The 23,799-nt window shown below is 66.1% G+C and carries 24 protein-coding genes, 1 tRNA gene and 1 other RNA gene; 11 read left to right on the top strand and 15 right to left on the bottom strand.

Translation table 11 applies throughout. The features are described 5' to 3' along the window. Window positions 1-3: 3 nt before the first annotated feature. Window positions 4-423, bottom strand: a complete 420-nt coding sequence (locus XH93_RS03475; protein WP_139487218.1) for an HIT domain-containing protein — start codon at window positions 421-423, stop codon at window positions 4-6. 110 nt (window positions 424-533) lie between these two features. Here XH93_RS03475 and ffs point away from each other — a divergent pair. The 5 genes from ffs (at window position 534) to XH93_RS03500 (ending at window position 4,111) form a co-directional block, all read left to right on the top strand. After that, window positions 534-630: signal recognition particle sRNA small type (gene ffs, locus XH93_RS03480), an RNA gene on the top strand. A 112-nt stretch (window positions 631-742) separates the two neighbouring features. After that, entirely contained in the window at window positions 743-2,575 is a 1,833-nt protein-coding gene (locus tag XH93_RS03485) for a DNA polymerase III subunit gamma/tau (protein WP_194472401.1), read from the top strand. Between the two features lie 21 nt (window positions 2,576-2,596). After that, window positions 2,597-2,917 carry a YbaB/EbfC family nucleoid-associated protein gene (locus XH93_RS03490; protein WP_194472402.1) on the top strand — a complete coding sequence of 107 codons (321 nt, stop codon included), beginning with the start codon at window positions 2,597-2,599 and terminating at the stop codon, window positions 2,915-2,917. After that, entirely contained in the window at window positions 2,918-3,523 is a 606-nt protein-coding gene (gene recR / locus XH93_RS03495) for a recombination mediator RecR (protein ID WP_194472403.1), read from the top strand. A gap of 150 nt (window positions 3,524-3,673) precedes the next feature. Then, complete coding sequence (locus tag XH93_RS03500) at window positions 3,674-4,111, top strand: hypothetical protein (RefSeq protein ID WP_172627201.1); 438 nt, start codon at window positions 3,674-3,676, stop codon at window positions 4,109-4,111. A gap of 171 nt (window positions 4,112-4,282) precedes the next feature. Here XH93_RS03500 and XH93_RS03505 read toward each other — a convergent pair whose 3' ends face one another. Both XH93_RS03505 and XH93_RS03510 read right to left on the bottom strand, forming a co-directional pair. Then, complete coding sequence (locus tag XH93_RS03505) at window positions 4,283-5,638, bottom strand: MFS transporter (RefSeq protein WP_194472404.1); 1,356 nt, start codon at window positions 5,636-5,638, stop codon at window positions 4,283-4,285. Between the two features lie 194 nt (window positions 5,639-5,832). Further along, window positions 5,833-7,041: a DNA recombination protein RmuC gene (locus XH93_RS03510; protein ID WP_194472405.1), complete on the bottom strand. Its 1,209-nt coding sequence runs from the start codon at window positions 7,039-7,041 to the stop codon at window positions 5,833-5,835. Between the two features lie 170 nt (window positions 7,042-7,211). On the opposite strand from XH93_RS03510, the gene def reads away from it, so the two are divergent. The 3 genes from def to truA are packed head-to-tail and all read left to right on the top strand — an operon-like array spanning window position 7,212 to window position 9,416. Beyond that, the gene (gene def / locus XH93_RS03515; RefSeq protein WP_194472406.1) at window positions 7,212-7,739 is read left to right on the top strand and encodes a peptide deformylase; all 528 of its coding nucleotides are present in this window, start codon (window positions 7,212-7,214) and stop codon (window positions 7,737-7,739) included. A 4-nt stretch (window positions 7,740-7,743) separates the two neighbouring features. Next, entirely contained in the window at window positions 7,744-8,679 is a 936-nt protein-coding gene (gene fmt / locus XH93_RS03520; RefSeq protein WP_194472407.1) for a methionyl-tRNA formyltransferase, read from the top strand. Next, window positions 8,679-9,416 carry a tRNA pseudouridine(38-40) synthase TruA gene (gene truA, locus XH93_RS03525; RefSeq protein WP_194472408.1) on the top strand — a complete coding sequence of 246 codons (738 nt, stop codon included), beginning with the start codon at window positions 8,679-8,681 and terminating at the stop codon, window positions 9,414-9,416. The genes fmt and truA overlap by 1 nt, the downstream gene beginning before the upstream one ends. A gap of 47 nt (window positions 9,417-9,463) precedes the next feature. Here truA and dapE read toward each other — a convergent pair whose 3' ends face one another. The 11 genes from dapE to rpmH form a co-directional block, all read right to left on the bottom strand. Then, complete coding sequence (gene dapE / locus XH93_RS03530; protein ID WP_194472409.1) at window positions 9,464-10,636, bottom strand: succinyl-diaminopimelate desuccinylase; 1,173 nt, start codon at window positions 10,634-10,636, stop codon at window positions 9,464-9,466. Then, window positions 10,633-11,277, bottom strand: coding sequence for a DUF805 domain-containing protein (locus XH93_RS03535; protein WP_194472410.1), 645 nt, complete (start codon window positions 11,275-11,277; stop codon window positions 10,633-10,635). Before XH93_RS03535 ends, dapE begins: the two co-directional genes overlap by 4 nt. A gap of 420 nt (window positions 11,278-11,697) precedes the next feature. Then, complete coding sequence (gene dapD, locus XH93_RS03540; RefSeq protein WP_194472411.1) at window positions 11,698-12,543, bottom strand: 2,3,4,5-tetrahydropyridine-2,6-dicarboxylate N-succinyltransferase; 846 nt, start codon at window positions 12,541-12,543, stop codon at window positions 11,698-11,700. Window positions 12,544-12,720: 177 nt separating this feature from the next. Further along, window positions 12,721-13,425 carry a pyrimidine 5'-nucleotidase gene (locus XH93_RS03545; RefSeq protein WP_194472412.1) on the bottom strand — a complete coding sequence of 235 codons (705 nt, stop codon included), beginning with the start codon at window positions 13,423-13,425 and terminating at the stop codon, window positions 12,721-12,723. An 11-nt stretch (window positions 13,426-13,436) separates the two neighbouring features. Continuing rightward, window positions 13,437-14,423 carry a DUF1036 domain-containing protein gene (locus tag XH93_RS03550; protein WP_194472413.1) on the bottom strand — a complete coding sequence of 329 codons (987 nt, stop codon included), beginning with the start codon at window positions 14,421-14,423 and terminating at the stop codon, window positions 13,437-13,439. 149 nt (window positions 14,424-14,572) lie between these two features. After that, a complete protein-coding gene (argB, locus tag XH93_RS03555) occupies window positions 14,573-15,466 on the bottom strand; it encodes an acetylglutamate kinase (protein WP_139487140.1) in 894 nt (297 codons plus the stop codon). A gap of 241 nt (window positions 15,467-15,707) precedes the next feature. Continuing rightward, complete coding sequence (locus XH93_RS03560; protein WP_194472414.1) at window positions 15,708-16,079, bottom strand: DUF423 domain-containing protein; 372 nt, start codon at window positions 16,077-16,079, stop codon at window positions 15,708-15,710. Continuing rightward, window positions 16,076-16,729, bottom strand: coding sequence for a ribosome biogenesis GTP-binding protein YihA/YsxC (gene yihA, locus XH93_RS03565; RefSeq protein ID WP_139487142.1), 654 nt, complete (start codon window positions 16,727-16,729; stop codon window positions 16,076-16,078). The genes XH93_RS03560 and yihA overlap by 4 nt, the downstream gene beginning before the upstream one ends. A 169-nt stretch (window positions 16,730-16,898) precedes the next feature. Continuing rightward, window positions 16,899-18,779, bottom strand: coding sequence for a membrane protein insertase YidC (gene yidC / locus XH93_RS03570; protein WP_194472415.1), 1,881 nt, complete (start codon window positions 18,777-18,779; stop codon window positions 16,899-16,901). Between the two features lie 43 nt (window positions 18,780-18,822). Then, window positions 18,823-19,170, bottom strand: a complete 348-nt coding sequence (gene rnpA / locus XH93_RS03575) for a ribonuclease P protein component (protein ID WP_139487144.1) — start codon at window positions 19,168-19,170, stop codon at window positions 18,823-18,825. Window positions 19,171-19,201: 31 nt separating this feature from the next. Beyond that, window positions 19,202-19,336 (bottom strand): 50S ribosomal protein L34, encoded by a 135-nt coding sequence (gene rpmH, locus XH93_RS03580; protein ID WP_008542748.1) that lies wholly within the window; start codon window positions 19,334-19,336, stop codon window positions 19,202-19,204. 379 nt (window positions 19,337-19,715) lie between these two features. Between rpmH and XH93_RS03585 the strand changes: the two genes are divergently transcribed. Beyond that, the gene (locus XH93_RS03585; protein WP_194472416.1) at window positions 19,716-21,194 is read left to right on the top strand and encodes a HAMP domain-containing sensor histidine kinase; all 1,479 of its coding nucleotides are present in this window, start codon (window positions 19,716-19,718) and stop codon (window positions 21,192-21,194) included. 201 nt (window positions 21,195-21,395) lie between these two features. After that, window positions 21,396-21,472 (top strand) — tRNA-Arg (locus tag XH93_RS03590). 283 nt (window positions 21,473-21,755) lie between these two features. Here the strand turns inward: XH93_RS03590 and XH93_RS03595 are convergent. After that, complete coding sequence (locus XH93_RS03595; RefSeq protein ID WP_246799476.1) at window positions 21,756-22,640, bottom strand: LysR family transcriptional regulator; 885 nt, start codon at window positions 22,638-22,640, stop codon at window positions 21,756-21,758. 194 nt (window positions 22,641-22,834) lie between these two features. Between XH93_RS03595 and XH93_RS03600 the strand changes: the two genes are divergently transcribed. Beyond that, a complete protein-coding gene (locus tag XH93_RS03600; RefSeq protein WP_172627204.1) occupies window positions 22,835-23,605 on the top strand; it encodes a substrate-binding domain-containing protein in 771 nt (256 codons plus the stop codon). Window positions 23,606-23,799 lie beyond the last annotated feature (194 nt).

Raw genomic sequence — 23,799 nt, forward strand, 5'->3', positions numbered from 1 at the left:
ATCTCAACCCAACCAGATCTTGCGGCGAAGCGCGTTGATGAAATTCTGCACTTCCTCGGCGTCATGCGCCAGTGGTGGCATCACGCCCCAGACGGGACGCGGCCATGCAGCGTCGCTGGTGCGCCGGGCAATGACATGGACGTGAAGCTGCGGCACCAGATTGCCGAGCGCCGCGACATTGAGCTTGTCGCATTTGGTGATCTCCTTGAGGGCGCGCGAGACCCGGGAGATCTCGGTCATCAGCTGCGCCTGCTCGACCTCGTCGAGGTCGATGATCTCGACCGCGCCGTCGCGCCTCGGCACCAGCAGCAGCCAGGGATAATGTGCATCCTTGATGACCAGCACCTTGCACAGCGGCAGGTCGCCGATGTCGATGGTGTCTTTCTTGAGCTGCGAATGCAGTGACCAGTTGGCGGCGGGCATGAAGGGCAAATAATGCCTTTCTCTGTTCCCAGACAAGTCCCACGAACCCTGGTCACAAACCCTGGTCTCGCCGCTTGCTTTCCGGCGCTTTTGGCCCCAAATAGGGACCGGGAGATTGGCGGTGGACGAGCCACTCGCCAACCGGGTCAGGTCCGGAAGGAAGCAGCCCTAACGAGGTCCGGATCGGGTCGCTCGTCAGTCTCCTACCTGTTTTTCCGAGCGAATCGCGCTGGAATGGCGGTCTCCGCGCCCGGCGCTCGATTTTGGCTCCTATCCGCACGCCGGCTGCCGAGAGATTGATCAAGTTGCGGATCGACGCATGAACGACGCTGGCGACCCTCCCCATCCGTCCGGTGCAGGCCAGGGCGGCTTCGATCTGGGCGCGGCTGATACCGCCAAGCCCTACCGGGTTCTCGCCCGCAAATACCGCCCCTCCAGCTTCGAGGACCTGATCGGCCAGGAGGCCATGGTGCGCACCGTCTCGAACGCGTTCGAGACCGGGCGGATTCCGCAAGCCTGGATCCTGACCGGGGTACGCGGGGTCGGCAAGACCACCACCGCCCGCATCCTCGCCCGCGCGCTGAACTACGAGAAGCCGGACGGCTCGGTGAAGGGCCCGACCATCCACATGCCCGACCTCGGCGTGCACTGCCAGGCGATCATGGAAAGCCGGCACATGGACGTGCTGGAGATGGACGCCGCCTCCCACACTGGCGTCGACGATGTCCGCCAGATCAACGACAGCGTACGCTATGCGCCGGCCAGCGCGCGCTACAAGGTCTACATCATCGACGAAGTCCACATGCTGTCGACGGCGGCGTTCAACGCCTTCCTGAAGACGCTGGAGGAGCCGCCGGAGCACGCCAAGTTCGTGTTCGCCACCACCGAGATCCGCAAGGTGCCCATCACCGTGCTGTCGCGCTGTCAGCGCTTCGACCTGCGCCGGGTCGAGGCCGACGTGCTGATGAAGCACCTCGGCAACATCGCGGCCAAGGAAGGCGTCGAGGTCGAGCCGGAGGCGCTCGGCATCATCGCGCGCGCCGCGGAAGGCTCGGTGCGCGATTCGCTGTCGCTGTTCGACCAGGCCATCGCCCATGCCGCCGGTCAGGTGAAGGCCGATGCGGTCAGGCAGATGCTCGGGCTTGCCGACCGCACCCGCGTCATCGATCTCTTCGATTCGCTGGCGCGCGGCGATCTCGCCGCGGCCTTCGCCGAGTTCCGCGCGCAGTACGATGTCGGCGCCGATCCGGTCGTGGTGCTGTCCGACCTTGCCGAGTTCGTCAATTTCGTCACCCGCGTGAAGTTCGTGCCTGCCACCGCCGACAATGTCGCCTTCGGTGAGACCGAGCGCGTCCGCGCGCGCGAGTATGCGGCCAAGCTTTCGACGCGCGTGCTGTCGCGGATGTGGCAGATGCTGCTCAAGGGCATCGCCGAGGTGCAGACCGCAACGCGGCCGGCGGCCGCCGCCGAAATGGTGCTGGTGCGGATCGCCTATGTCGCCGACCTGCCGACGCCGGATGAAGCCATCAGGATGATGATGGAGCAGAACGGCGGCGGTGCCGCGCCCGCAACGTCGGGCGCTGCGGCCGCGTCGCGTGGCGCGCCGACCGCGTCGATGTCGGCGATGCCGTCAGCGCCGCTGCGGGCGCCGCAGGGCGGGCCGCGGGCCGATCTCGCGGCACGGCCGCAAATGGCGGCGCCGGTCGCGGACGCGGCGCCGACGCTGCGAATCACGAGCTTTCCGCAACTGATCGCGCTCGCCGGCGAGAAGCGCGACATCATGATGAAGAGCGCGCTGGAGGCCGATGTGCGGCTGGTGCGCATCGAGGACGGCCAGCTCGAGATCGCGCTGGAGCCGAAGGCCCAGCGCGCGCTGGTCACCGATCTCTCCCGCAAGCTCGAACTATGGACCGGGCGGCGCTGGACCGTGATCATCTCCAACGAGGCCGGCCAGCCGACGGTGCGCTCGCAGAACGAATTGGCGCGCAGCGAGCACCAGCGCGCCGCGGAGGCCGATCCGCGGGTGCAGGAGGTGCTGGCGCGGTTTCCCGGCACCAAGGTGATCGAGGTCCGCCGGCTTGCCGCCGAAATGCCGGTCGAGGATGCGACCGGCGAAGACCCGATTGAAACTTCCGACAGCGACGACGATTGATCTGGTCACAGGAACCAACGCATGGCTGATTTTCTCGGCATGATGAAGCAAGCAGCGCAGCTGCAATCCAAGATGCAGGCGATGCAGGAGGAACTCGGCAACGTCGAGGTCGAGGGCATTTCCGGCGGCGGCCTGGTCGCGGTTCGGATGACCGCGAAAATGGAAGTGAAGGGCGTCAGGATCGATCCCTCGCTGATGAAGCCGGAAGAGCGCGAGGTGCTCGAGGACCTGCTCGTGACCGCGCACAACGACGCCCGCCGCAAGGCCGAGACCGCGATGCAGGAGAAGATGGCGGCGCTGACCGGCGGCCTCGGCCTGCCGCCTGGATTTGGCCCGACTTAAATGCCCGCAAGCGTTGCCGGCCCCGAGATAGAACGGCTGATCCAGCTACTGGCGCGGCTGCCCGGGCTCGGGCCGCGTTCGGCGCGGCGCGCGGCGCTGCACCTGATCAAGAAGCGCGAGGCGCTGATGACGCCGCTGACCTCGGCGCTGCAGGTCGCCATCGAGAAAATCCAGGTCTGCAAGACCTGCGGCAACATCGACACGCAAAATCCCTGCACGGTGTGCACCGATCCGCGCCGCGATCCCTCGATCATCGTGGTGGTCGCCGACGTCGCCGATCTCTGGGCGCTGGAGCGCGCCAACGCGACCAATGGCCGCTATCACGTGCTGGGCGCGACGCTGTCGCCGCTCGACGGTGTCGGCCCGCAGGATCTCACCATCGATCAGCTGGTGGCGCGCGCACACGCGGCGGAGGTCAGCGAGATCATCCTGGCGCTCAACGCCACCGTCGACGGCCAGACCACGGCGCATTACATCACCGACCTGCTGTCGGAGGCCAATGTGCGGGTGACGCGGCTGGCGCATGGCGTGCCGGTCGGCGGCGAGCTTGATTACCTCGACGAAGGTACGCTATCGGCTGCGATGCGGCAGCGAACGCTGTTCTAGCGAATCAATCCCGACGAGGGACGTTGCGGCCTCCGCCAGGCGAGCCAGCGCGATCGCGAAAGGTCGCGCTGAAACAATGTGATAGGGTTGGATGACGATTCGGGGACGGTCATCCACGCTTCTCGCGAATCAGACACGGATTCACTGAAAATGACGACACATCGATTCGGCCTGCGCTCAGGCCTTGCGTTGGGCTTTGCGCTTCTGGCGGGCACACTCGCTGCACCTTGCGCGATGGCGCAGCAGGCCGAGGCGCCGCAGAAGCCCGGCAAGCCGATCCATGCCGGCGAGGTGCTGTCGGGGGAACTCAGTGCCCTGCGGGTGCGCGCCGGCAAGCAGGGCAAGCGGGTCGCGACCTACCAGATCACCAGCGAGCCGCGCCGCCTGCCGGCGCCGAACGGCCTCTGCAACCTCGAGACCGGTCCGGAAACCTTCCAGCTCGTCACCACCAGCGACGCGCAGACCACGCAGCTCAAGCGGCTCGTCGGCAAGGAGATCTCGGTGAAGATCGACGAGGTCGCCTGCGCCCAGGACGCCGGCCAGGTCAGCGAAGCCATCGTCACCAAGTGGAGCGTGGTGACGAAGTAGAGGCTAGGTCTGTCTTAACCTCCCCTTGAAAAGGGGAGGTCGCTTTGCTCGCCAGAGCAAAGCGGGTGGGGATCGTGTCTCTCCGCGAACGTCGGCGCGTGCGGCTGACCCCCATCCCGACCTTCCCCCTTTCAGGGGGAAGGGGAAGCCCGTAGCCTGGATGGAGTTCGGCTAGATCCGCACCGGTCCCAGCTCGTCAAAATGTCCGCGCCGCTGCAGCCAGGCGAGCAGCAGCAGGCTCGGGATCGCGACCAGCACGCAGATCACGAAGAACGCCGACCAGCCGACATATTGCGCCACATAGCCGGCGCCGGATGACAGATAGGTGCGGCCGACCGCGGCGAGCGCGGTGAGCAGCGCGTACTGGGTCGCGGTGTGCAGGGGATTGCGGCACAGTGCCGAGAGGTAGGCGACGAAGATCACGGTGCCGATCGCGCTGGTAAAATTCTCCGCGGTGATCGCGAATGCCAGCGCCCATTGATTGACGCCGACATGGGCGAGCCAGGAGAAGGAGAGGTTGGCGATCGCCTGCACCACGCCGCCGATCCAGAGGCTGGTCGCCAGCGAATAGCGCCGCGCCACGAAGCCGCCGGCAAAGCCGCCGATCAAGGTCGCGGCAAGGCCGACGCCCTTCACGATCGCCGCGTAGTCGACCTTGGAAAAGCCGATGTCGATCACGAATGGCGCCGTCATGGTGCCGGAGAAGGCGTCGGTGAACTTGAACAGCACCACGAAGGCCAGCGCCGCGAGCGCGTCCTTGCGGGTCAGGAACTCGGAGAACGCGCCGAGCGCGGCATGAGCGACACGCTCGGCGGCGTTCTGCGCATGCGTGGCGGCCTCCGCGCCTTTCGATTGGGCAGGCTCGGTCGCGGCGAGCGCAGTGACGGCGCCGATCAGGATCAGCGCCGCCATCACCACATAGCCCCACATCCATGCGGAGGGACGGGCAAGGCCCGATGCTTCGAAGCCGCTGACGATGAACAGCGCGCCGGCGGTCGAAACCAGCATCCCGATGCGATAGGCCGCGACATAGGACGCCATGCCGGCGGCCTGCTCGCTTTCAGGCAGGCTCTCGACGCGGAAGGCATCGACCACGATGTCCTGCGTCGACGACGTCGTTGCCACCAGCAGCGCGGCGAAGGCGGCGAACCACGGTGAGTGCGCCGGATCGGCCATCGCCAGCACCAGGATCGCGGCGATCAGCAGCAATTGCGAGAACAGCAGCCAGCCGCGGCGGCGCCCGAACACCTGCGTGAACAGCGGCACATGCAGCGCATCGACCAGCGGCGCCCACAGGAACTTGAGCGTGTAGGGCGTACCGATCAGCGCGAGCAGACCGATGGTGCCGAGATCGACGCCGGCCTCCTTCATCCACACCTGCAGCGTCGATCCCGACAGCGCCAGCGGCAGCCCCGACGAGAAGCCGAGCAGCAGCACGATCAGCACCCGCGGTTGCAGGTAAACCGCAAGGCTGTCGCGCCAGGAGGTGGAAGCAGGGGCAACCTTTTTCGGCGGGAACGCGTTCATGTCCCCCTGTTAGCAGATTCGAGCACACCTGCCTCTGCTCCCTCTCCCCGCTCTTTCGCGGGGAGAGGGTTGGGGTGAGGGGCCATCCCGGCGAATTCCGAACTGAGCAATATGCGGAGGCTCCCCCTCACCCGAAATTCGCGCATCGCGCGAATTTCGACCTCTCCCCGCACGCGGGGCGAGGTGACTCGGAACTACTCCCCCGCCTGCAGCTTGCGCGGGGCGGGGAACAGCTCGGGGGTCGGGCTCTTTACGAAGCGGGGGACTTCGATCGGGGCTTCGGACTTGCTGAAGTCGAGCTCTTCGATGCGGCCGGCTCGCTTTTCGATCTTGTCGGCGGAGATCAGGATCTGCCTGATATCCTCGTTCACCTGGCCGAAATGGGTCTGCAGCTTGAGCACGCGCTCGCGCAGGCGGCCGAGGTCGTCGCCGAGATGCATCACCTCGTTGCGGATCTGGTCGGCGGCGTCGCGGATGCGGGCGTCTTTCAAAATCTGCTGCATCACCTGGATCGCCAGCATCAGCAGCGACGGCGACACCAGCACGACGCGGGCGCGATAGGCCTTCTGCACTACGTCGTCGAACCCGTCATGGATCTCGGCATAGACCGATTCCGAGGGCACGAACATCAACGCGGTGTCCTGGGTCTCGCCCGGGATCAGGTATTTTTCCGCGATGTCGCTGACATGCTTCAGCACGTCGGCGCGCAGCCGCTGGCTGGCGAACCGGCGCTCCTCGTCGCTGCGCGCATCGTGCAGCGCGGTCATCGCCTCGAGCGGAAATTTGGCGTCGATGCAGAGCGGGCGCTGATCGGGCAGAAACACCACGCAGTCCGGCCGCTTGCCTGACGTCAGCGTGTACTGGAACTCGTAGGAGCCCTTCGGCATGCCGTCCTGGACGATCGCCTCCATCCGCGCCTGGCCGAACGCGCCGCGCGACTGCTTGTTGGCGAGCACGTCGCGCAAGGTCGTGACCTGGGTGGTGAGCTCGCCCAGGTTCTTGTGGGCGTGGTCGATGATGCCGAGCCGCTCATGCAGCACGCGCAAAGAGTCCATCGTGTTGCGGGTCGATTGTTCCATCGATTGGCCGACCCGGTGGGTGACCGAATCCAGTCGCTCGTTGACGGCGCGCGCCATCTCGGCCTGGCGTCCGGCCAGCGCCTGCGCCATGGCATCGACCCGGCCCGAGGCCTCGCTCTGGGCCCGCAGCATGTCGGCGAGCCGTTCCTCCAGCTCGTCGGCGCGGATGGTCTGGGCCATCGCCAGCTCGGCGCCGCGCCGGCTGGCGCGGGCGATCACCACGGCGATGGCGAGCAGCAGCACCAGCGCCAGCGCGCCGAGGCCGATCAGCGCGTCGGAGACGCGGACCGGCAGGTCGCCGATCATCAGGAGAATCTCGTTCATGCCGGCCGTTGTAGCCGATTCGCCGGCGATGGCGAACGAAGAGGGAACATTTATGGTTAATGGAACGTCAATTTTCGTGGTTAACGCGGTGTGAAGAAACGTGGTTAAGGCTGCCTTAACCGGTTCCGGAGCGCATTGACCCCCGGATAGCGTCGGCTTAAATCGCGCGCATGGCACTTAGAGAAATCATCATCCTGCCGGACAAGCAATTGCGCCTGGTGTCGAAACCTGTCGAGAAGGTGACGCCGGAGATCCGCAAGCTGGCCGACGACATGTTCGAGACCATGTATGACGCGCCCGGCATCGGGCTGGCGGCGATCCAGATCGCCGAGCCGCTGCGGCTGATCACCATGGATCTCGCCAAGCGCGACGAGGACGGCACAACCCAGCCGAAGCCGCGGGTGTTCATCAACCCCGAGATCATCGCGCGCTCCGAGGAACTGTCGGTCTACGAAGAGGGCTGCCTGTCGATCCCCGAATATTACGAGGAGGTCGAACGGCCGGCGCGGGTGCGCGTCCGCTACCTGGACCTCGACGGCAAGCTGCACGAAGAGGACGCCGACGGGCTGTTCGCCACCTGCATCCAGCACGAGATCGATCACCTCAACGGCGTGCTGTTCGTCGACTATCTGTCGAAGCTGAAACGCGACCGCGTCTTCAAGAAATTCGAGAAGGCCGCCAAGCGCGCGGCAGAGTAGCGCCATGCCGCTTCGCCTTATTTTCATGGGCACGCCCGACTTCGCGGTGCCGACGCTGCTGGAGCTCGTGGCCCATGGTCACGAGGTGGCGGCGGTCTACACCCGCGCGCCGAAGCCGGGCGGGCGCCGCGGCCTGCAATTGCAGCCGACCCCGGTCGAGCAGGAGGCGCGGCGGCTCAACATTCCCGTGCTGACGCCGAAGACGCTGAAGACGGCCGAGGCGCTCGAGGAGTTCCGCGCGCATGAGGCGGATGCGGCCGTCGTCGTCGCCTATGGCATGATCCTGCCGCAGGCCATTCTCGATGCGCCAAAGCTCGGCTGCTTCAACCTGCATGCCTCGCTGCTGCCGCGCTGGCGCGGCGCCGCCCCGATCAACCGCGCCATCATGGCGGGCGATGCCGAGACCGGCGTCATGGTGATGAAGATGGATGTCGGGCTCGATACCGGCGACGTCGCGATGGCCGAGCGGCTGCCGATCTCGGACAGCATGACGGCGGCCGATCTGCACGATGCGCTGGCGCCGCTCGGCGCCGACCTGATGGTGCGCGCGATGGGCGGGCTGGAGCGCGGCGGCCTGCAGCTCACCAGGCAGAGCGCGGACGGCGTCACCTACGCCGCCAAGATCGAGAAGGCCGAGGCGCGGATCGACTGGCACCAGCCCGCGCATGCGGTGCTGCGGCACATTCACGGGCTCTCGCCGTTCCCGGGCGCCTGGTGCGAACTGGCGGGCGAGGGCGAACCGGTGCGGCTGAAGATTTTGCGCTGTGAGCTCGCCAAGGGTTCGGGTGCGCCCGGCGATGTGCTCGACGATAATTTTGCGATCGCCTGCGGCGACGGCGCGATCCGGATTCTCGAGCTGCAGCGCGCCGGCAAGGCGCCGATGAAGGCGGCCGACTTCCTGCGCGGCACGCCGCTGAAGCCGCCTGCGCGGCTCGTCTGATGCCGCGCTACAAGCTCACCATCGAATACGACGGCACGCCGTTCTCCGGCTGGCAGATCCAGGACACTGCGCCGACCGTGCAGGGCGCGCTGGAAGCCGCGGTCAAGGCGATCTGCGGCGAGGACGTCCGCGTCCACGGCGCCGGCCGCACCGACGCCGGCGTCCATGCGCGCGGCCAGGTCGCGCATTGCGACATCGCAAAGTCGTTTCCGCGCGGGCGTCTGCGCGACGGGCTGAACGCGCATCTGCGTCCGCATCCGATTGCCGTACTCGCGGCCGAGATCGTGGCCGACGATTTCGAGGCGCGCTTCTCGGCGATCAAGCGGCATTATCTCTACCGCATCGTCAACACCCGCGCCAACCTCGCGCTCGACATCGGCCGGGTCTGGCGGGTGCCGCGCGCGCTCGATGCGGCGGCGATGCACGCGGCCGCGCAGCGGCTGCTCGGCAAGCACGACTTCACGACCTTCCGCGACACCGAGTGCCAGGCCAGATCGCCGGAGAAGACGCTCGACCAGCTCGACGTCACGCGCGAAGGCGATGCGGTGAGCATCGTGACCTCGGCGCGCTCGTTCCTGCACAGCCAGGTCCGCTCGATGGTGGGGTCGCTGGTCTGGGTCGGCGAGGGCCGCTGGAGCGCCGACGATCTCGCCGCCGCGCTCAAAGCCCGCAACCGCGCCGCCTGCGGCCCGGTCGCCCCGCCGGAGGGGCTATATCTGGTGCGGGTGGATTACTGATAACCCCAATCCCTACTGTGCATGGGGTTGTTTTTCGGGGTTTTGGTCTAGCCGAGCGCGAAATACCGATCGAGGATGCCGCGATAGACCCGGGTCAGCTTCTCCAGGTCGGACACCGGGGTGCGCTCGTCGACCTGGTGCATGGTCTGGCCGACCAGGCCGAACTCGATCACCGGGCAGTAGCTGGAGATGAAGCGCGCATCGGAGGTGCCGCCTGAGGTCGAGAGCTCCGGCCTGCGGCCGGTGACCTCCTCGATCGCCGCCACCGCAAGATCGGTGAACGGCCCGGGCTTGGTGACGAACACGTTGGAGTTCGACGGCGCCCAGTCGATGCGGGCGCGGATGCGGTTGCCGCAGGCTTTTGCGAGCCGCGCGTCGACCAGCTGGCGCAGGCTCTCCTGGGTGTGGTTGTCGTTGTAGCGGATGTTGAACTTCGCCCGCGCCTGGCCGGGGATCACATTGCCCGCGGTGTTGCCGACATCGACGGTGGTGAATTCGAGATTGCTGGCCTGGAATTGCGCGCTGCCATGGTCGAGCGGCTCGTCGCTCAGCGCCACGATCAGCCGCGAGATATCAGGCACCGGGTTGGAGGCGCGGTGCTGATAAGCGACGTGGCCCTGCACGCCGTCGACGATCAGCGTGCCAGATTGAGAGCCGCGCCGGCCGACCTTGATCATGTCGCCGAGCACCTCGACATTCGACGGCTCGCCGAGCACGCAATGGTCGAATCTCTCGCCGCGGTCGGCGCACCATTTCAGCAGCTTGACGGTGCCGTTGATCGAGACGTCTTCCTCGTCGCCGGTGATCAGGAACGAGATCGAGCCGTTGCCGTCTCCTCGCGGCTTGCCGTCATGCTCCCTGAGATATTGCAGCACCGCGGCGACGCTGCAGGCGATGCCGCCCTTCATGTCGACCGCGCCGCGGCCGTAGAGATAGCCGTCCTTCACCTCGCCGGAGAACGCGCCGACCGTCCATGCGGCTTCGTCGCCCGGCGGCACCACGTCAGTGTGGCCGGCGAAGGACAGATGCGGCGCGGTGGTGCCGATGCGGGCATAGAGATTGTCGACGTCGGCGGTGCCGGGCTCGGAGAAGGTCACGCGATGGACCTCGAAGCCGGCGGCCTTCAGCAGGTTTTCCAGCACGCCGAGCGCGCCGGCATCCGCAGGGGTGACGGACGGGCAGCGGACGAGATCGCGGGTGATCGAAACGGCATCGCTCATGCCTCCCGCTTAACACGCCACACCGGAGGTGGGCCAGCTTTGTGCGGCTCGATTTCGAGCTCGCTCTGCTGATCCCAGCCCTGCGTGGTACGCGGCCTGATGTCGCGGTCGTGGCGCGGCCGCGCCTGAACTTTCCGCAGCGGATTGGCGCCGTAGCGGTTGGGGTATCGGGTGCCGGGCAAACATGCGAGCTCGATGAAGGCCCAGATGTACAGCAGGAAGGCGATCGCGCCGACGATCGAGAGCGCGTAGACATTCTCCGGCAGCCGGCCCGCGAACTGATTGATCAGTCCCGGGACTGCGAAGAACGGGATCATCCACCACGCGCTCTTGTCGCGGTCGTGCAGGCGCTTGATCGACACCGCGACATAGACCCAGGTGAACAGCGCCGTTCCGCTCGCCTTGACCAGCAGCGCAGGCAACTGGCCGGCGGTCAGCGACCGGTAGGTGTCGGGATCGAGGACGCGGAAGACATCCTCGACATTGAAGCCGAACGAGGCGCCCTTGCCGCCGACAAGCCCGATCACGATCAGCAGCGCCGCCAGGAACACCATCCAGCACACGATGATCAACGCCCCGAGCCAGAATTTGGCGCGGTTGATGCGGCCCTTGAAGCTGAACAGGTACCAGAGCCAGTCCATGGCAAACTCCGGGCGGCAATCTTCGCGGCCCGGAGTCTTTGTCGTTGGTGACGATAATTTGGTTCGAGAAGCCCGACCCGTCACCCTGAGAAGGCGTGAAGCTTTGTCCTCACCCACCGCTGTCATCGCCCGGCCTGTGCGCAATTGCGCACATGGACCGGGCGATCCAGTACGCCGCGGCCTCTCGGTTCATTCACCACCGCCTCTGGAATACTGGATCACCCGCATGCGCGGGTGATGACACTGAGCAAGTTGAGCTAACCAACCCGTCACCCTGAGGTGGCCGCTTCTTCAGCGGCCCTCGAAGGGTCGACGGCCCGGCTGGTGGCCGTGCATCCTTCGAGGCTCGCCCAGCAGCGCAATTGCGCTGCAAGGCTCGCACCTCAGGATGACGGGTCGAACAGCAGGCGCTCCTTCCGATCAGTCGCGCAGCAGCTCGTTGATGCTGGTCTTGGCGCGGGTGCGCTCGTCGACGCGCTTGACGATCACGGCGCAGGCCACGGCCGGTCCCGGCTGGCCGTTCTTCAGCGGCTTGGCGGGCAGCGTGCCGGGCACCACGACGGCGTATTCCGGGACCTCGCCGACGAAGATCTCGCCGGTCTCGCGGTCGACGATCTTGGTGGAGGCGCCGAGGAACACGCCCATCGCCAGCACCGCGCCCTTGCGCACGATCACGCCCTCGGCGACCTCCGAGCGCGCGCCGATGAAGCAATCGTCCTCGACGATCACGGGCTCGGCCTGCAGCGGCTCGAGCACGCCGCCAATGCCGACGCCGCCGGAGATGTGGACGCGCTTGCCGATCTGGGCGCAGGAGCCGACCGTCGACCAGGTGTCGATCATGGTGGCTTCATCGACATAGGCGCCGAGGTTGACGAAGGAGGGCATCAGCACGACGTTGCGGGCGATGAAGGCCGAGCGGCGGACGATCGCGCCCGGCACCGCGCGAAAGCCGGCGTCGCGAAAGCGGTTCTCGCCCCAGCCGTCGAACTTCGAGGGCACCTTGTCCCACCACGACGCCTTGCCCGGGCCGCCCGCGATCTGGCCCATGTCGTTGAGGCGGAACGAGAGCAGCACCGCCTTCTTCAGCCACTGATTGACCTTCCACTTGCCGCCGGCCTCGCGCTCGGCGACGCGGGTCTCGCCCTTGTCGAGCAGCTCCAGCGCATGATCGACCGCCTCGCGGACCTCGCCCTTGGTCGAGGTCGAGATGCCCTCGCGGGCGTCGAACGCGGCGTTGACGGTGGTTTCGAGGGCGGACAGCGACATCGGGACGATCCTTGGACGTGCAGGAATTATGAAGGGAATTTGGGGGGCTTTTTCGGGATTTGGGCCCGCGGAGTCAAGGCTGACTCGACCGTGTAGCCCGGATGCAGCGAAGCGCAATCCGGGATCCTTGCGGCAGGCGGGGGCGCCCGTCCCGGATTTCGCTTCGCTGCATCCGGGCTACGGTTTCAGTGGCGTCCCGCTCAACCGCTGCAAGAATCCGGTCAGATCATCGGTGACGTGGTCGACATGGGCGGCGTCGCGGCCCTCGAGCTCCCAGGTCTCGCGCACCACCTCCTGGCTGCCGTCGGGGACGACCAGCACGGTGACCATGCCGAGCTGATGCGGCACCACAAGGTTGCGCGCGAGGTCCTCGAACATCACTGCTTTCGCCGGGTCGACGTCATGCAGCTTCAGGAATTTCCGGTAGGTCTGCGGCGCCGGCTTCGGTTCGAGCTCGGCGGCGATGATGTCGAACACGCCGTCGAAATGATCGCCGATGCCGAGCCGGCCGAGCACCGCATCGACATGGTCCACCGAGCCGTTGGTCAGGATCAGCTTGCGCCCCGGCAGCTTTGCGATCGCAGCGCCCATCGCCGGATTCGGCTGCAGCGGCGAATGGTCGATCTGGTGCACATAGGCGAGGTAATCGTCGGCACTTACGCCGTGCTCGGTCATCATGCCGCGCATCGTGGTGCCGTAGCGCAAATAATAGTCCTTCTGCAGCACCCGTGCCTCCTCGGGCGAGATCTTCAGCCAGTTGCTGACGAACTCGCCGATCCGCGCATCGACCTGCTGCCACAGATTGACGTGGTGCGGATACAGGGTGTTGTCGAGGTCGAACACCCAGGTCTCGACATGGCCGAAGCTGCGGGGAGTTTTCATGAGCGCCTCATTCACGGCATCGCAAAGCGCAGCGTCTTGCCGCCGCTGGTCATGTCGACGGTGGTGAAGCCTGTGACGGCGAGGCCACGGTTGCCGCAGTCGCCTTGCTCGTTGATCTCGAACTTGCTCTCGCGGGTGCAGAGCGGGACCGCGCCGCCCCAGTTCAGCGGCTTGTCCTTGATGCGGATGGTGCGGTTGTCGTTGTCGACGGCTTCGGCAAATGAATAGATCTGCTTCGGCGTGCCCGACACGTCGGGATGCAGGCACTTGCCGGGATCGATGCGATACCAGCCGCGGCTGGTGACGGCCTTGCCGTCGTCGGTCGCGACCGCCGCCATCACCTTGTGCGGCGTGTCGTTGCACCAGGTCAGCCCGGATGCCGACGGCTTCTGCACGGCATCGACCATGGTGGTGAAGAAGTTTTGCGACTGCACGATGTCGCTGTTGAGCCCGCGGCTTTTCAGGAATGCGGAGAGCGCGGCCTGCGTCTTCGGCCCGTCGACGCCGTCGATCGGCGCCGCGTCGTAGCCTGCGATCACCAGCAGGCGCTGGATGCCGGCGAGCCGCGCCTGCTCGTCGTCATACTCTGAGTCTTCGGCAAGATAGGCAACGAAATTGCCGTCGTCGGTCCGGGTCGGCGTGATCTGGGTGAACTGCGCCGGTATCTGGCCGGAGCGGCATTGCCGCGCGGCGGCGATCACGAAATTGTCCTGCGCGACGCACAGCGTATCGGTGCCGCTCTGCGGGATCGGCGAGGCGCCGTAGACGCCGAGCGCGCGGGCGTTCAGCAGCACGCGGTCGGCGGTCAGCGCTCCCTGCACCACCACCCGGCAGGTCGCGGGATCGATCCGGAACCAGCCGCGCGTTGCGGAGGCGGCCTTGTCGTCGATGCCGATCGCGGCCTCGACCACATAGCTCATCCGGTTGCAGAGCTTTAAGTCCGCATTCGCCGGCGCCGAGGAGAACAGCAGCGACACGGCCGCGGCGGGCAGCGACATCATCAGTCGTGCGAGCGGAGAGCGACGCGGCGACTTCAGCGCGGCCGCGATCCGCGCGTGCAAGGTGGTCCGGCGGCCAATGCGCAGGGCGCGCACGGCAGGGACGTACCCGGCCGTGACCGCCCTCGATCGCTTGACCCCGCCCCGCATTATTTGTGGATCAGCGTGCCGGTGCCCTGGTTGGTGAACAGCTCCAGCAGCACGGCGTGCTGCGTCTTGCCGTCGATGATCACGACGCCCTGCACGCCCTGTTCCAGCGCGTAGATGCAGGTCTCGACCTTCGGGATCATGCCGCCGGAAATGGTGCCGTCGGCGATCAGCTTGCGGGCGTCCTTGATCGAAAGATCCGGGATCAGCTTCTTCGACTTGTCGAGCACACCCGGCACGTCGGTCAGCAGCAGCAGGCGCTTGGCCTTCAGCGCGCCCGCGACCGCGCCGGCAAAGGTGTCGGCGTTGACGTTCAGCGTCTGGCCGTCCTGCGAGGTCGCGAGCGGCGCCAGCACCGGGATCAGCTCATAGCCGATCAGCTGGTTCAGCAGCGTGAGATCGACCTTCTCGGGGTCGCCAACGAAGCCCAGATCGACCGCCTTCTCGATGTTGGAGTCGGGATCGACCATGGTGCGCGTCGTCTTCGACGCCTTCACCATGTTGCCGTCCTTGCCGGAGAGGCCCACCGCCTTGCCGCCGGCCTCGTTGATGTAGCCGACCAGCTGCTTGTTGACCGAGCCCGCCAGCACCATCTCGACGATCTCGATGGTCGCGGCGTCAGTGATGCGGAGGCCCGCGGCGAATTCCGACTGGATGCCGAGGCGCTTCAGCATGGTCGCGATCTGCGGTCCGCCGCCATGCACGACCACCGGATTGATCGCGGTCTGCTCCAGCAGCACGATGTCGCGCGCGAATGCCTTTGCGGTCTCCTCCGCGCCCATGGCATGGCCGCCATATTTGATGACGATGGTTTCCTCGTCATATTCCTGCATGTGCGGCAGCGCTTCCGACAGGATGCGGGCCTGATCGAGCGGGCTGATGTGCTGGTCGGTCATGGGGCGGGTCTCGTCGTCAGCGGAGGGGTGGGCGCGGTTCTATCTGATTGCCGGGCAGGGCGCAAAGCGGGGTTGATGCAGGGCTGGCACGCCGCGTCCTTCTTCCTTCTCCCCTTGTGGGAGAAGGTGGCGCGGATGCAATCCGCGCCGGATGAGGGGTTTGTCTCCGCGGATAGAGACCCCTCACCCGCCTTCGCTCCGCGAAGGCACCCTCTCCCACAAGGGGAGAGGGAAAGAGGCCCTATCCGCGCCGCGGCCACATCGCCGCGATCGCCAGCACCAGCCAGCTTGCGATCAGCAGCGTTCCGCCTGATGGAGCCGCCATCGGAAACAATCCGTGGCCGGCATATTGGCGCAGCGCGAGGTCGCCGGCGAACAATGACGCTGCGATGACGAAACCCGTGGCGGCCACGAGGGCGATCCTTGCCGGAACGATCGCGCGCTCCGCGATCGCAACGGTCGCCAGCACGGCGGGGGCATGAAACAGCAGCATCGAGGAGGCCGCCGCCAGCCGCGACGCGTCGGGCAGATGGGCGGCGGCCGCCGCCAGCACCACGCCGCAGGCGCCCATGATCGCGGCAAGGCCGATCAGCAGGCGGGATACGCCGTTCATCGGCGCCGCTCCTCGATCAGGCGCACCATCGCGGCGCGCAGCTCCGGCATGCCGCCGCCAGTGCGCGACGACGTCACCAGCACCTCGGGAAACGCCGCCGGATGCTTTGCCAGCGCCGCCGTGGTGTCGGCGATCATGGTTTTCAGCTCGCCGGCTTTGACCTGGTCGGCCTTGGTCAGCACGACCTGATAGCTGACCGCGGACTTGTCCAGCGTCTTCAGCACGTCGAGATCGACGTCCTTGATGCCGTGGCGGGCATCGATCAGCACATAGACCCGCGCCAGCGTGGCGCGGCCGAGCAGGAATTTATGGATCAGCTCGGTCCATGACGCGACCTTGGACTTCGCCGCCGCGGCGTAGCCGTAGCCGGGCATGTCGACGAGGCGAAAGCCGGCGTGCTCCGGTCCCTCGAAGAAGATCAGCTCCTGGGTGCGGCCCGGCGTGTGCGAGGTGCGCGCCAGGTTGTTGCGGCCGGTCAGCGCGTTGATCAGGCTCGACTTGCCGACATTGGAGCGGCCGGCAAAGGCGACCTCGAGGCCGGTCATCGGCGGCAGCGTTGCAATCGAGGGCGACGCCCAGATGAAGCGCCAGTCGCCGGCGAACAGCTTTCGCCCCTGCTCGATCAGCTTCGGGTCGGGTTCGGCGGTCATGCGACGGTGTTCCTGGCGGAGAAGGGTACTCCTCCGTGATTGCGAGCGGAGCGAAGCAATCCAAGCGCCACGTGTCGAGACATGGATTGCTTCGTCGCGGAGTTTATCATCGGGCCGACCGGAGGTCGGACCCGTTGGCTCCTCGCAATGACGGCTAAGCCGACGGTTGCTACGTCGGCTTCTTGGCGAAGGTTGCCTTCAGATTGTCGAACAGCTCCACCTTCACGCCGTTGAGACGCATGATGTAGCTCTGCTGCGCCACCGACAGAAGGTTGTTCCAGGCCCAGTAGATCACGAGACCGGCCGGGAAGCCTGCCAGCATGAAGGTGAAGATCAGCGGCATCCAGTCGAAGATCATCTTCTGGGTCGGATCCGGCGGCGCCGGATTGAGCTTCATCTGCACCCACATCGTGATGCCCATGATGATCGGCCAGATGCCCATCACCAGATAGGACCCGATATGCGGTCCGAGCAGCGCGACCGGATCGAACGGAATCAGTCCGAACAGGTTGAACAGATTGGTCGGATCGGGCGCGGAGAGATCCTTGATCCAGCCGAAGAACGGCGCGTGGCGCATCTCGATGGTGATGAACAGCACCTTGTAGAGCGAGAAGAACACCGGGATCTGCAGCGCGACGGGAAGACAGCCCGCGATCGGATTGATCTTCTCCTTCTTGTAGATCTCCATCATCTCCTGCTGCTGCTTCACGCGGTCGTCGGGATAGCGCTCCTTGAGCGCCTGCAGCTGCGGCTGCACCGACTTCATCTTCGCCATCGAGGCGTAGGACTTGTTGGCCAGCGGGAAGAACAACAGCTTCACGATCACGGTCACGAGCAGGATGGCGATGCCGAAATTGCCGACCAGACGGTAGAACCAATCGAGCGCCAGGAACATCGGCTTGGTGATGAAGTAGAAGTGGCCCCAGTCGATCAACAGATCGAAATGGTTGAGGCCGAGCTGCTTGTTGTAGCCGCCGAAACCGACCAGCGGGAAGTTGAGGCCGACCACGGCCGCCTCTTTCGCTCCCGCAAACAGCCGCGAATTTGCGACGGCGGTGCCGCCGATCGGCACGGTCTGCGGCCCCTGCATGTAGTCGGCCTGATAACGCTTGTCGCCGGTGGTGAAGCGGGCGCTGTCCAGCGTCGCATTGGTGTCCGGCAGCAGCGCGGTGGCCCAGTATTTGTCGGTGATGCCGAGCCAGCCGTTGAGCACCTTCTGGAACACGACGCCGCGCGAATTGCCGCCGGTCGAGGTCTTGCTGTCGTCGATGTTCTTGTAGGTGTATTCCTGCAGGCCCTGGTCGCCGAGATAGCCGATCAGGCCCTCATGCAGGATCGCGTAGCCGGAGACCGGCGGCTTGCCGCCGCGCGAGATCAGCGCGAACGGATACAGCGTCACCGGCGCGCTGCCGAGATTGTTGACCTCATCCTTGACGTTGAACAGGTAGCGATCGTCGATCGAGATGGTGCGGCGGAAGATCAGCCCCTCGCCATTGTCGTATTTCAGCGTCACCGGATTGTTCGGCGACAGGCTGTTGGACCCCTCCTGCTGCCAGACCGTCTCGGCATTCGGGGTCTTCACGGCGACACCGCTCGACGAAAGCCACAGGAACTCGGCGTAGTAGGGCTCCGCCGTGCCCGACGGCGACAGCAGCACGATGGCCGGCGAATGGGGATCGACGGTTTCGCGGAACTGGACCAGCGACAAGTCGTCGATCCGCGCGCCCTTCAGCGCGATGCTGCCGATCGCCCGCGGAGTCTCGATCTTGATGCGCGGGCCGGACGCCAGCACCGCCTCGCGGCTCTGTACCGGGGCCTCGGCCGCAGGCGCACCCGGCGCCGGCGTGGCGGCAGTTCCGGGAGCGGCGCCAGGAACGGCTCCAGGAGCGGCACCCGGCGCTGCCGGCGGCGCCGACTTCTGCAACTCGGCCTGCCGCTGCTGCTCGACGCGCTGCTTCTCCATCTGCGGCATATTGTAGAAATATTGCCAGGCGATCAGGACGAAGCCCGACAGAATGACGGCGAGGATTGTGTTGCGGTTGTCGGACATCTCTTATGGTCTCGTCATTCCATTCGGATTGGGCACGCTGGTGTTACGCCCGGCTCTTGTTCGGCGCAGGCCGGTCGAGGCGGCGCAGCGCCGACCGCAGATCGTCAAGCATGGTCGCAAAGTCACGGGTCAGCGCGTCGCGGCGGCCGACTAGCACATAATCATGCTGGGGACGCATCGATACGGGGTCGACGCGCTTCACCAGTTCGCGAAGCCGGCGGCGGATGCGGTTGCGCTCGGTCGCGGTGCCGTTCTTCTTGGTGACGGTGAAGCCGATGCGGACCGGGCCATCATCGTCGCGGCGGCGGCCCTGCAGCACAAAACCTGCGGTATTCGCCCGCGCGCCACTGGCAACGGCGAGGAAGTCCGCCCGCTGCCTTAGCCGATCCATAAGAGAAATCTCCGGGGGGAGACGTCCGGGCTCAGGCGCTCAGGCGCTTGCGGCCACGCGCGCGACGCGCGGCGAGGACCTTGCGGCCGCCGGCCGTGGCGAGACGGGCGCGGAAGCCGTGACGGCGCTTGCGCACCAGTTTGCTGGGTTGATAAGTCCGCTTCACGGGTAAGTCTCCGCTGACCGGGCAATTTGCCAGGATTAAGATAAGTCCGTTGAGATGAAGTCCGGTGATGCCGGCCGCCCAAAACGGGCCGCTCGCGGCCCAAATGAGCCGCCCCCGGGGGTCAAGAACCGGGCCATCGCGGACAGTTGGCGCGGCTTATAGGGCAGCGCCTCCTTTTCGTCAATGTCACAGGCTGCCGCAAACGGGCTTCTTTGAAACGTCGCAATTGGGGCGAATATATCTGTTTTCGCGGGGTTTTTGCCCGAGAGGGGAGCGCTATGCGGCGCTCGGGAACCGCCGACATTAGCGATCCGTAATTTGACCGGCTTGGGGCCCGGGCCGCATCTTCCATCCCCTGAGCCAAACAAGGCCTTTGCTTGTGGCTGAAACTGACGATCAGGCGACCGCGCTGGAGCTGCGGCCCAAGCCATCCCTACGGCTCGGGCTGTCGGGAAAGCTTTTGCTGCTGACGATTCCGCTGGTGATGATCGCCGGCCTGCTGATCTATGTCGCCGCCATTGCCAACTTCCGCATCAACCGCCTGAACGATCGTCTGGCCGCCGCCAACACGGCCGCGCTGGTGCTGGACGCCGCGCCCTCCGGCTTCGTGCCTGAAACGCTGGCGCGCCAGATCCTGACCAGCATCGGGGCCCGCGCCGTCGCCATCAAAATGGGGCAGCAGCGCCGTCTGCTGGCCAGCGCCGATCTGCCGGCCGCGATCGACCATGACGTCGACATGCGGAAGATCACGGTGTGGTCGGCGATCGTCGATGCCTTCGAGTTGATGCTGGAGCGCGGCGACCAGACCATCCGCGTGGTCGGCCCGGCGCCGGGCCAGGCGCAATTCATCGAGGTGGTGATCGACGAGAAGCCGCTGCGGGCGGCGATGTATCGCTTCTCGCGCAACAGTCTGGTCGTGGCCTTGCTGATCGCCGCCTTGACCGCGGGGCTGGTTTATCTGGCGCTGCATTATTTGTTCGTCCGGCCGATGCGGCGGCTGACCGCGAGCCTGGTCGGCTTCCACGAAAACCCGGAGAGTTCGGCGCGAATCATCGTGCCGAGCCAGCGCGGCGACGAGATCGGCGTGGCCGAGCGCGAGCTGTCGGACATGCAGCGCGACCTAGTCTCGATGCTGCATCAGAAGAGCCGGCTCGCCGCGCTGGGCCTTGCCGTCTCCAAGATCAACCACGATTTGCGCAACCTGCTGGCATCCTCGCAGCTGCTGTCGGATCAGCTGGCCAGCGTGCCCGATCCACGGGTGCAGCGGTTTGCGCCAAAGCTGCTGCGCTCGCTCGAGCGCGCCATCGCCTTCTGCCAGTCGACCTTGTCCTATGGCCGCGCCCAGGAGGCGGCGCCCGACCGCCGCATGATCCTGGTCGAGCCGGCGGTCGCCGAGGTGCGCGAGTCCGCCGGGCTTGCGACCGACGCCTCGGTCACCTGGATCAGCGCGATCGAGCGCGGCCTCACCATCGACGCCGATCCGGACCAGCTGTTCCGCGTGCTGCTCAATCTGGTGCGCAACGCGGCCCAGGCGCTGGAGAGCCGGCCGGCAAGCGACGGCGGCGCCCGGCAGGTGCGCATCACCGGCCGCCGCGAGGGCACGGTGACGATCATCGAGGTCTCCGATACCGGCCCCGGCGTGCCGGCGAAGGCCCGCGAGCACCTGTTCGAGGCGTTCCAGACCTCCGGCCGCCCCGGCGGCAGCGGGCTCGGCCTTGCCATCGCCGCCGAGCTGATCCGCGCCCATGGCGGCCAGATCCACCTGGTCGAGGGCACCATCGGCGCCACCTTCCGCCTCTCGATCCCGGATCGTCCGGTGGAACTGCTGTCGATCCGCAGCGAACGGGCGCGGGCGTAAAGTCTGGAAGCCTCTTCTGCTGTCATTCCGGGTTCATCGCCGGCCGCGATGCTCCGGAATGACGAACAATGGGCCAAAATCACCGGTCCGGACATGCCTGTCAGACCTTGCCAACGGGATCGGGACCCTGTAGCTAGAGCGCTCTTTCGCGACGTTCCGGCCTTCCGGATCCATGCGGGCTTAACGCCCTGCCGCGAAAATGCGCCCGTAGCTCAGCTGGATAGAGCACCAGACTACGAATCTGGGGGTCGGACGTTCGAATCGTTCCGGGCGCGCCATTCCGTACAAGCCAAATAGCGCAGGGCTTGACTGGTCTCGCCTCCGCAGCCCGTGAGCTGCCAGGCTCTCAGCTAGACCCCTTCGTAGTACTGCCGATTGCCCCGCCAGCTTCGCGTGACCCAGTGAAGCCGGCCGAGCCCAGAAAATCCAGGCGGCAATGGCGATATCGCGGTCCGGATCGTCGAGCATGCGTTGCCGCAGCGACTCGCTCCCGTCCCAGACTGTGCTCTTCAAGAACATGAGCCACGCGCCCTGGGGCTGCGACGGCAGGACGGCGCGGGGCTATTGCTTGCGGGAGCGATCGGGCGCCGCGCCGCGGGCAAGCGGCTTGGCAACGTCGCGAACGCAATCGGCAAACACCTGCGCCACCGGGCTCAGCATCCGGCCCTTCAGGGTGAAAATCCCCGTCGGCAGATGCCAGCGGGGCAACGCGACGGGGAGCGGCTTGAGCAGATCGGCCCCGGGACCGAACCGCAGCGCCGAGCCCGGCACGAGGGTGAGGTAGTGGCCGGCGGCAAGCAGGCTGATGCGAAGGTGCAGCGAGTTGCTGAAGATCGTTGCAGAAGGGATCGGCAGTCTCGCGGCATGGAAGGCCTCGACAAACGGGGAGCCGGGTTCGACTTCCAACGTCGAAAGGATCCACGGCGCAGCGACGAGCTCCGAAAGCGTCAGCTTGCGGCGGCGCGACCAGGAACTTTGCGGGCCGGCGACGACGACAAGCGGCTCGTAGAACAGCGGCTGCATCTCGATGTCGGAGTCGGGTGTCTCCGTGAGCAGCCGCGAGATCACGATTTCGCAACGACGCTCCCGGAGAAGGTTGAACTGATGCTGAGCCGTGCCTTGCTCCAGTGTGACCCGCAAGCGCGGAAGTCGTCGTGACAGTCGCTCGATCGCTGCCGGCACGAGCCCGGCGGCCCACACCTCCGTGCAGGCAATGCGCAGCTCGCCAGCCTGGGGATCGGTGAGAAATGCGATTTCCTCGACGCCTTGCCGAAGCTCGTCGAACACCGCGGTGCCACGCCTGAGCAGCGCCGTGCCGAATAGCGTCGGCTCGATGCCGCGCGCGGTCCGGTCAAGGAGCGTCACCCCGAGCACGTGTTCGAGATTGGCGATGGTGCGCGAGATCACCGGCCGCGAGATCGCCAGGCGCTCGGCGGCTTTCGCCATGCTGCCCTCCTCGACCACCGTCATGAATACGTGGAGGTCCCGAGGCTTGAGAAGTCGTCCGACCCGATCTGCCCAGCGCATGCGTTGACGTATCCAAAATGCTACCAGCCTGTCCAATAATCGATCTTGTGGATACTCCTAGTCTGGCGCTGACTCCAGTTCCGGCTTCGATTCTTGGCCCGGAGCCGCGTGAAATGGGGGAGATGGCGATGAGGGGCCTTTGTATCGCGGTTGCAGCTCTGGTCGTCGTGACGAGCACCGCCGCCGGCAGTGCCGCCGAGGTCAACGTCCTCAGCACTCCGACCATGAAGAGCGCACTGGATGACCTCGCGCCAGCGTTTGCGCGTGCAACCGGCCATACGCTCAAGCTCACCTTTGAGGGCGTGCCGGTGCTCAAGCGGCAGATCGAAGCGGGCGGGATGTTCGATGTCGCCATCCTGTTGCCGGCGGCGATCGATGATCTCATGAAGCTGGGCAGGATCGCCGAGGGCACGCGGGCGGACATTGCCCGCACCGCTGCCGGCGTGGCGATCCACGCGGGTGCGCCAAAAGCTCAGGTCTCCTCGATCGAGGACTTGAGGCGCACCTTGCTCGCGGCGAGAACGATCTCCTATTCGCGTGACAGCGCGAGCGGGAGCTATCTCCTTCATCTGCTCGATCGCCTCGCAATCGAGAGCGAAGTGAAGCCGAAGCTCCTCGCCGTAACGGGCCGGAGCCCGGTAGAGGCCGTCGCGCGCGGGGAGGCGGAACTAACCGTGATCACCGTGCCGAACATCATCGGGGTAGAGGGCGTCACCCTCGCAGGGTTGCTTCCGGACGAGTTGCAGAACTACACGACTTTCAGTGGCGGCCTCAGCGCCAACGCCAGGGAGCCCGGGGCCGCCCAGGAATTGATCGCATTCCTGCGCTCGCCAGTGGCCGCTGCTGCGATCCGGAGCAAAGGACTGGAGCCGTTTGCCCCATGAGACGGCGGCAACGCGTAGCGTAAAATCGCGGGCTGTCGCCATCTTGGCGATCCAAGAGCAGCACACGCTGCAGCGTCGTAGCGCCACGGCGAAACGAGAGTTCATCGGCCGCGGCGCGCCATTCCGCTTTGTTTTCATCGAGATTTCGCGCGCTTGTCGGCGTTGTGGCCGGCAACCGTCCGAGCGATCGAGCG

Source organism: Bradyrhizobium sp. CCBAU 51753 (genome assembly GCF_015291565.1).
Taxonomy (GTDB): domain Bacteria; phylum Pseudomonadota; class Alphaproteobacteria; order Rhizobiales; family Xanthobacteraceae; genus Bradyrhizobium; species Bradyrhizobium ivorense.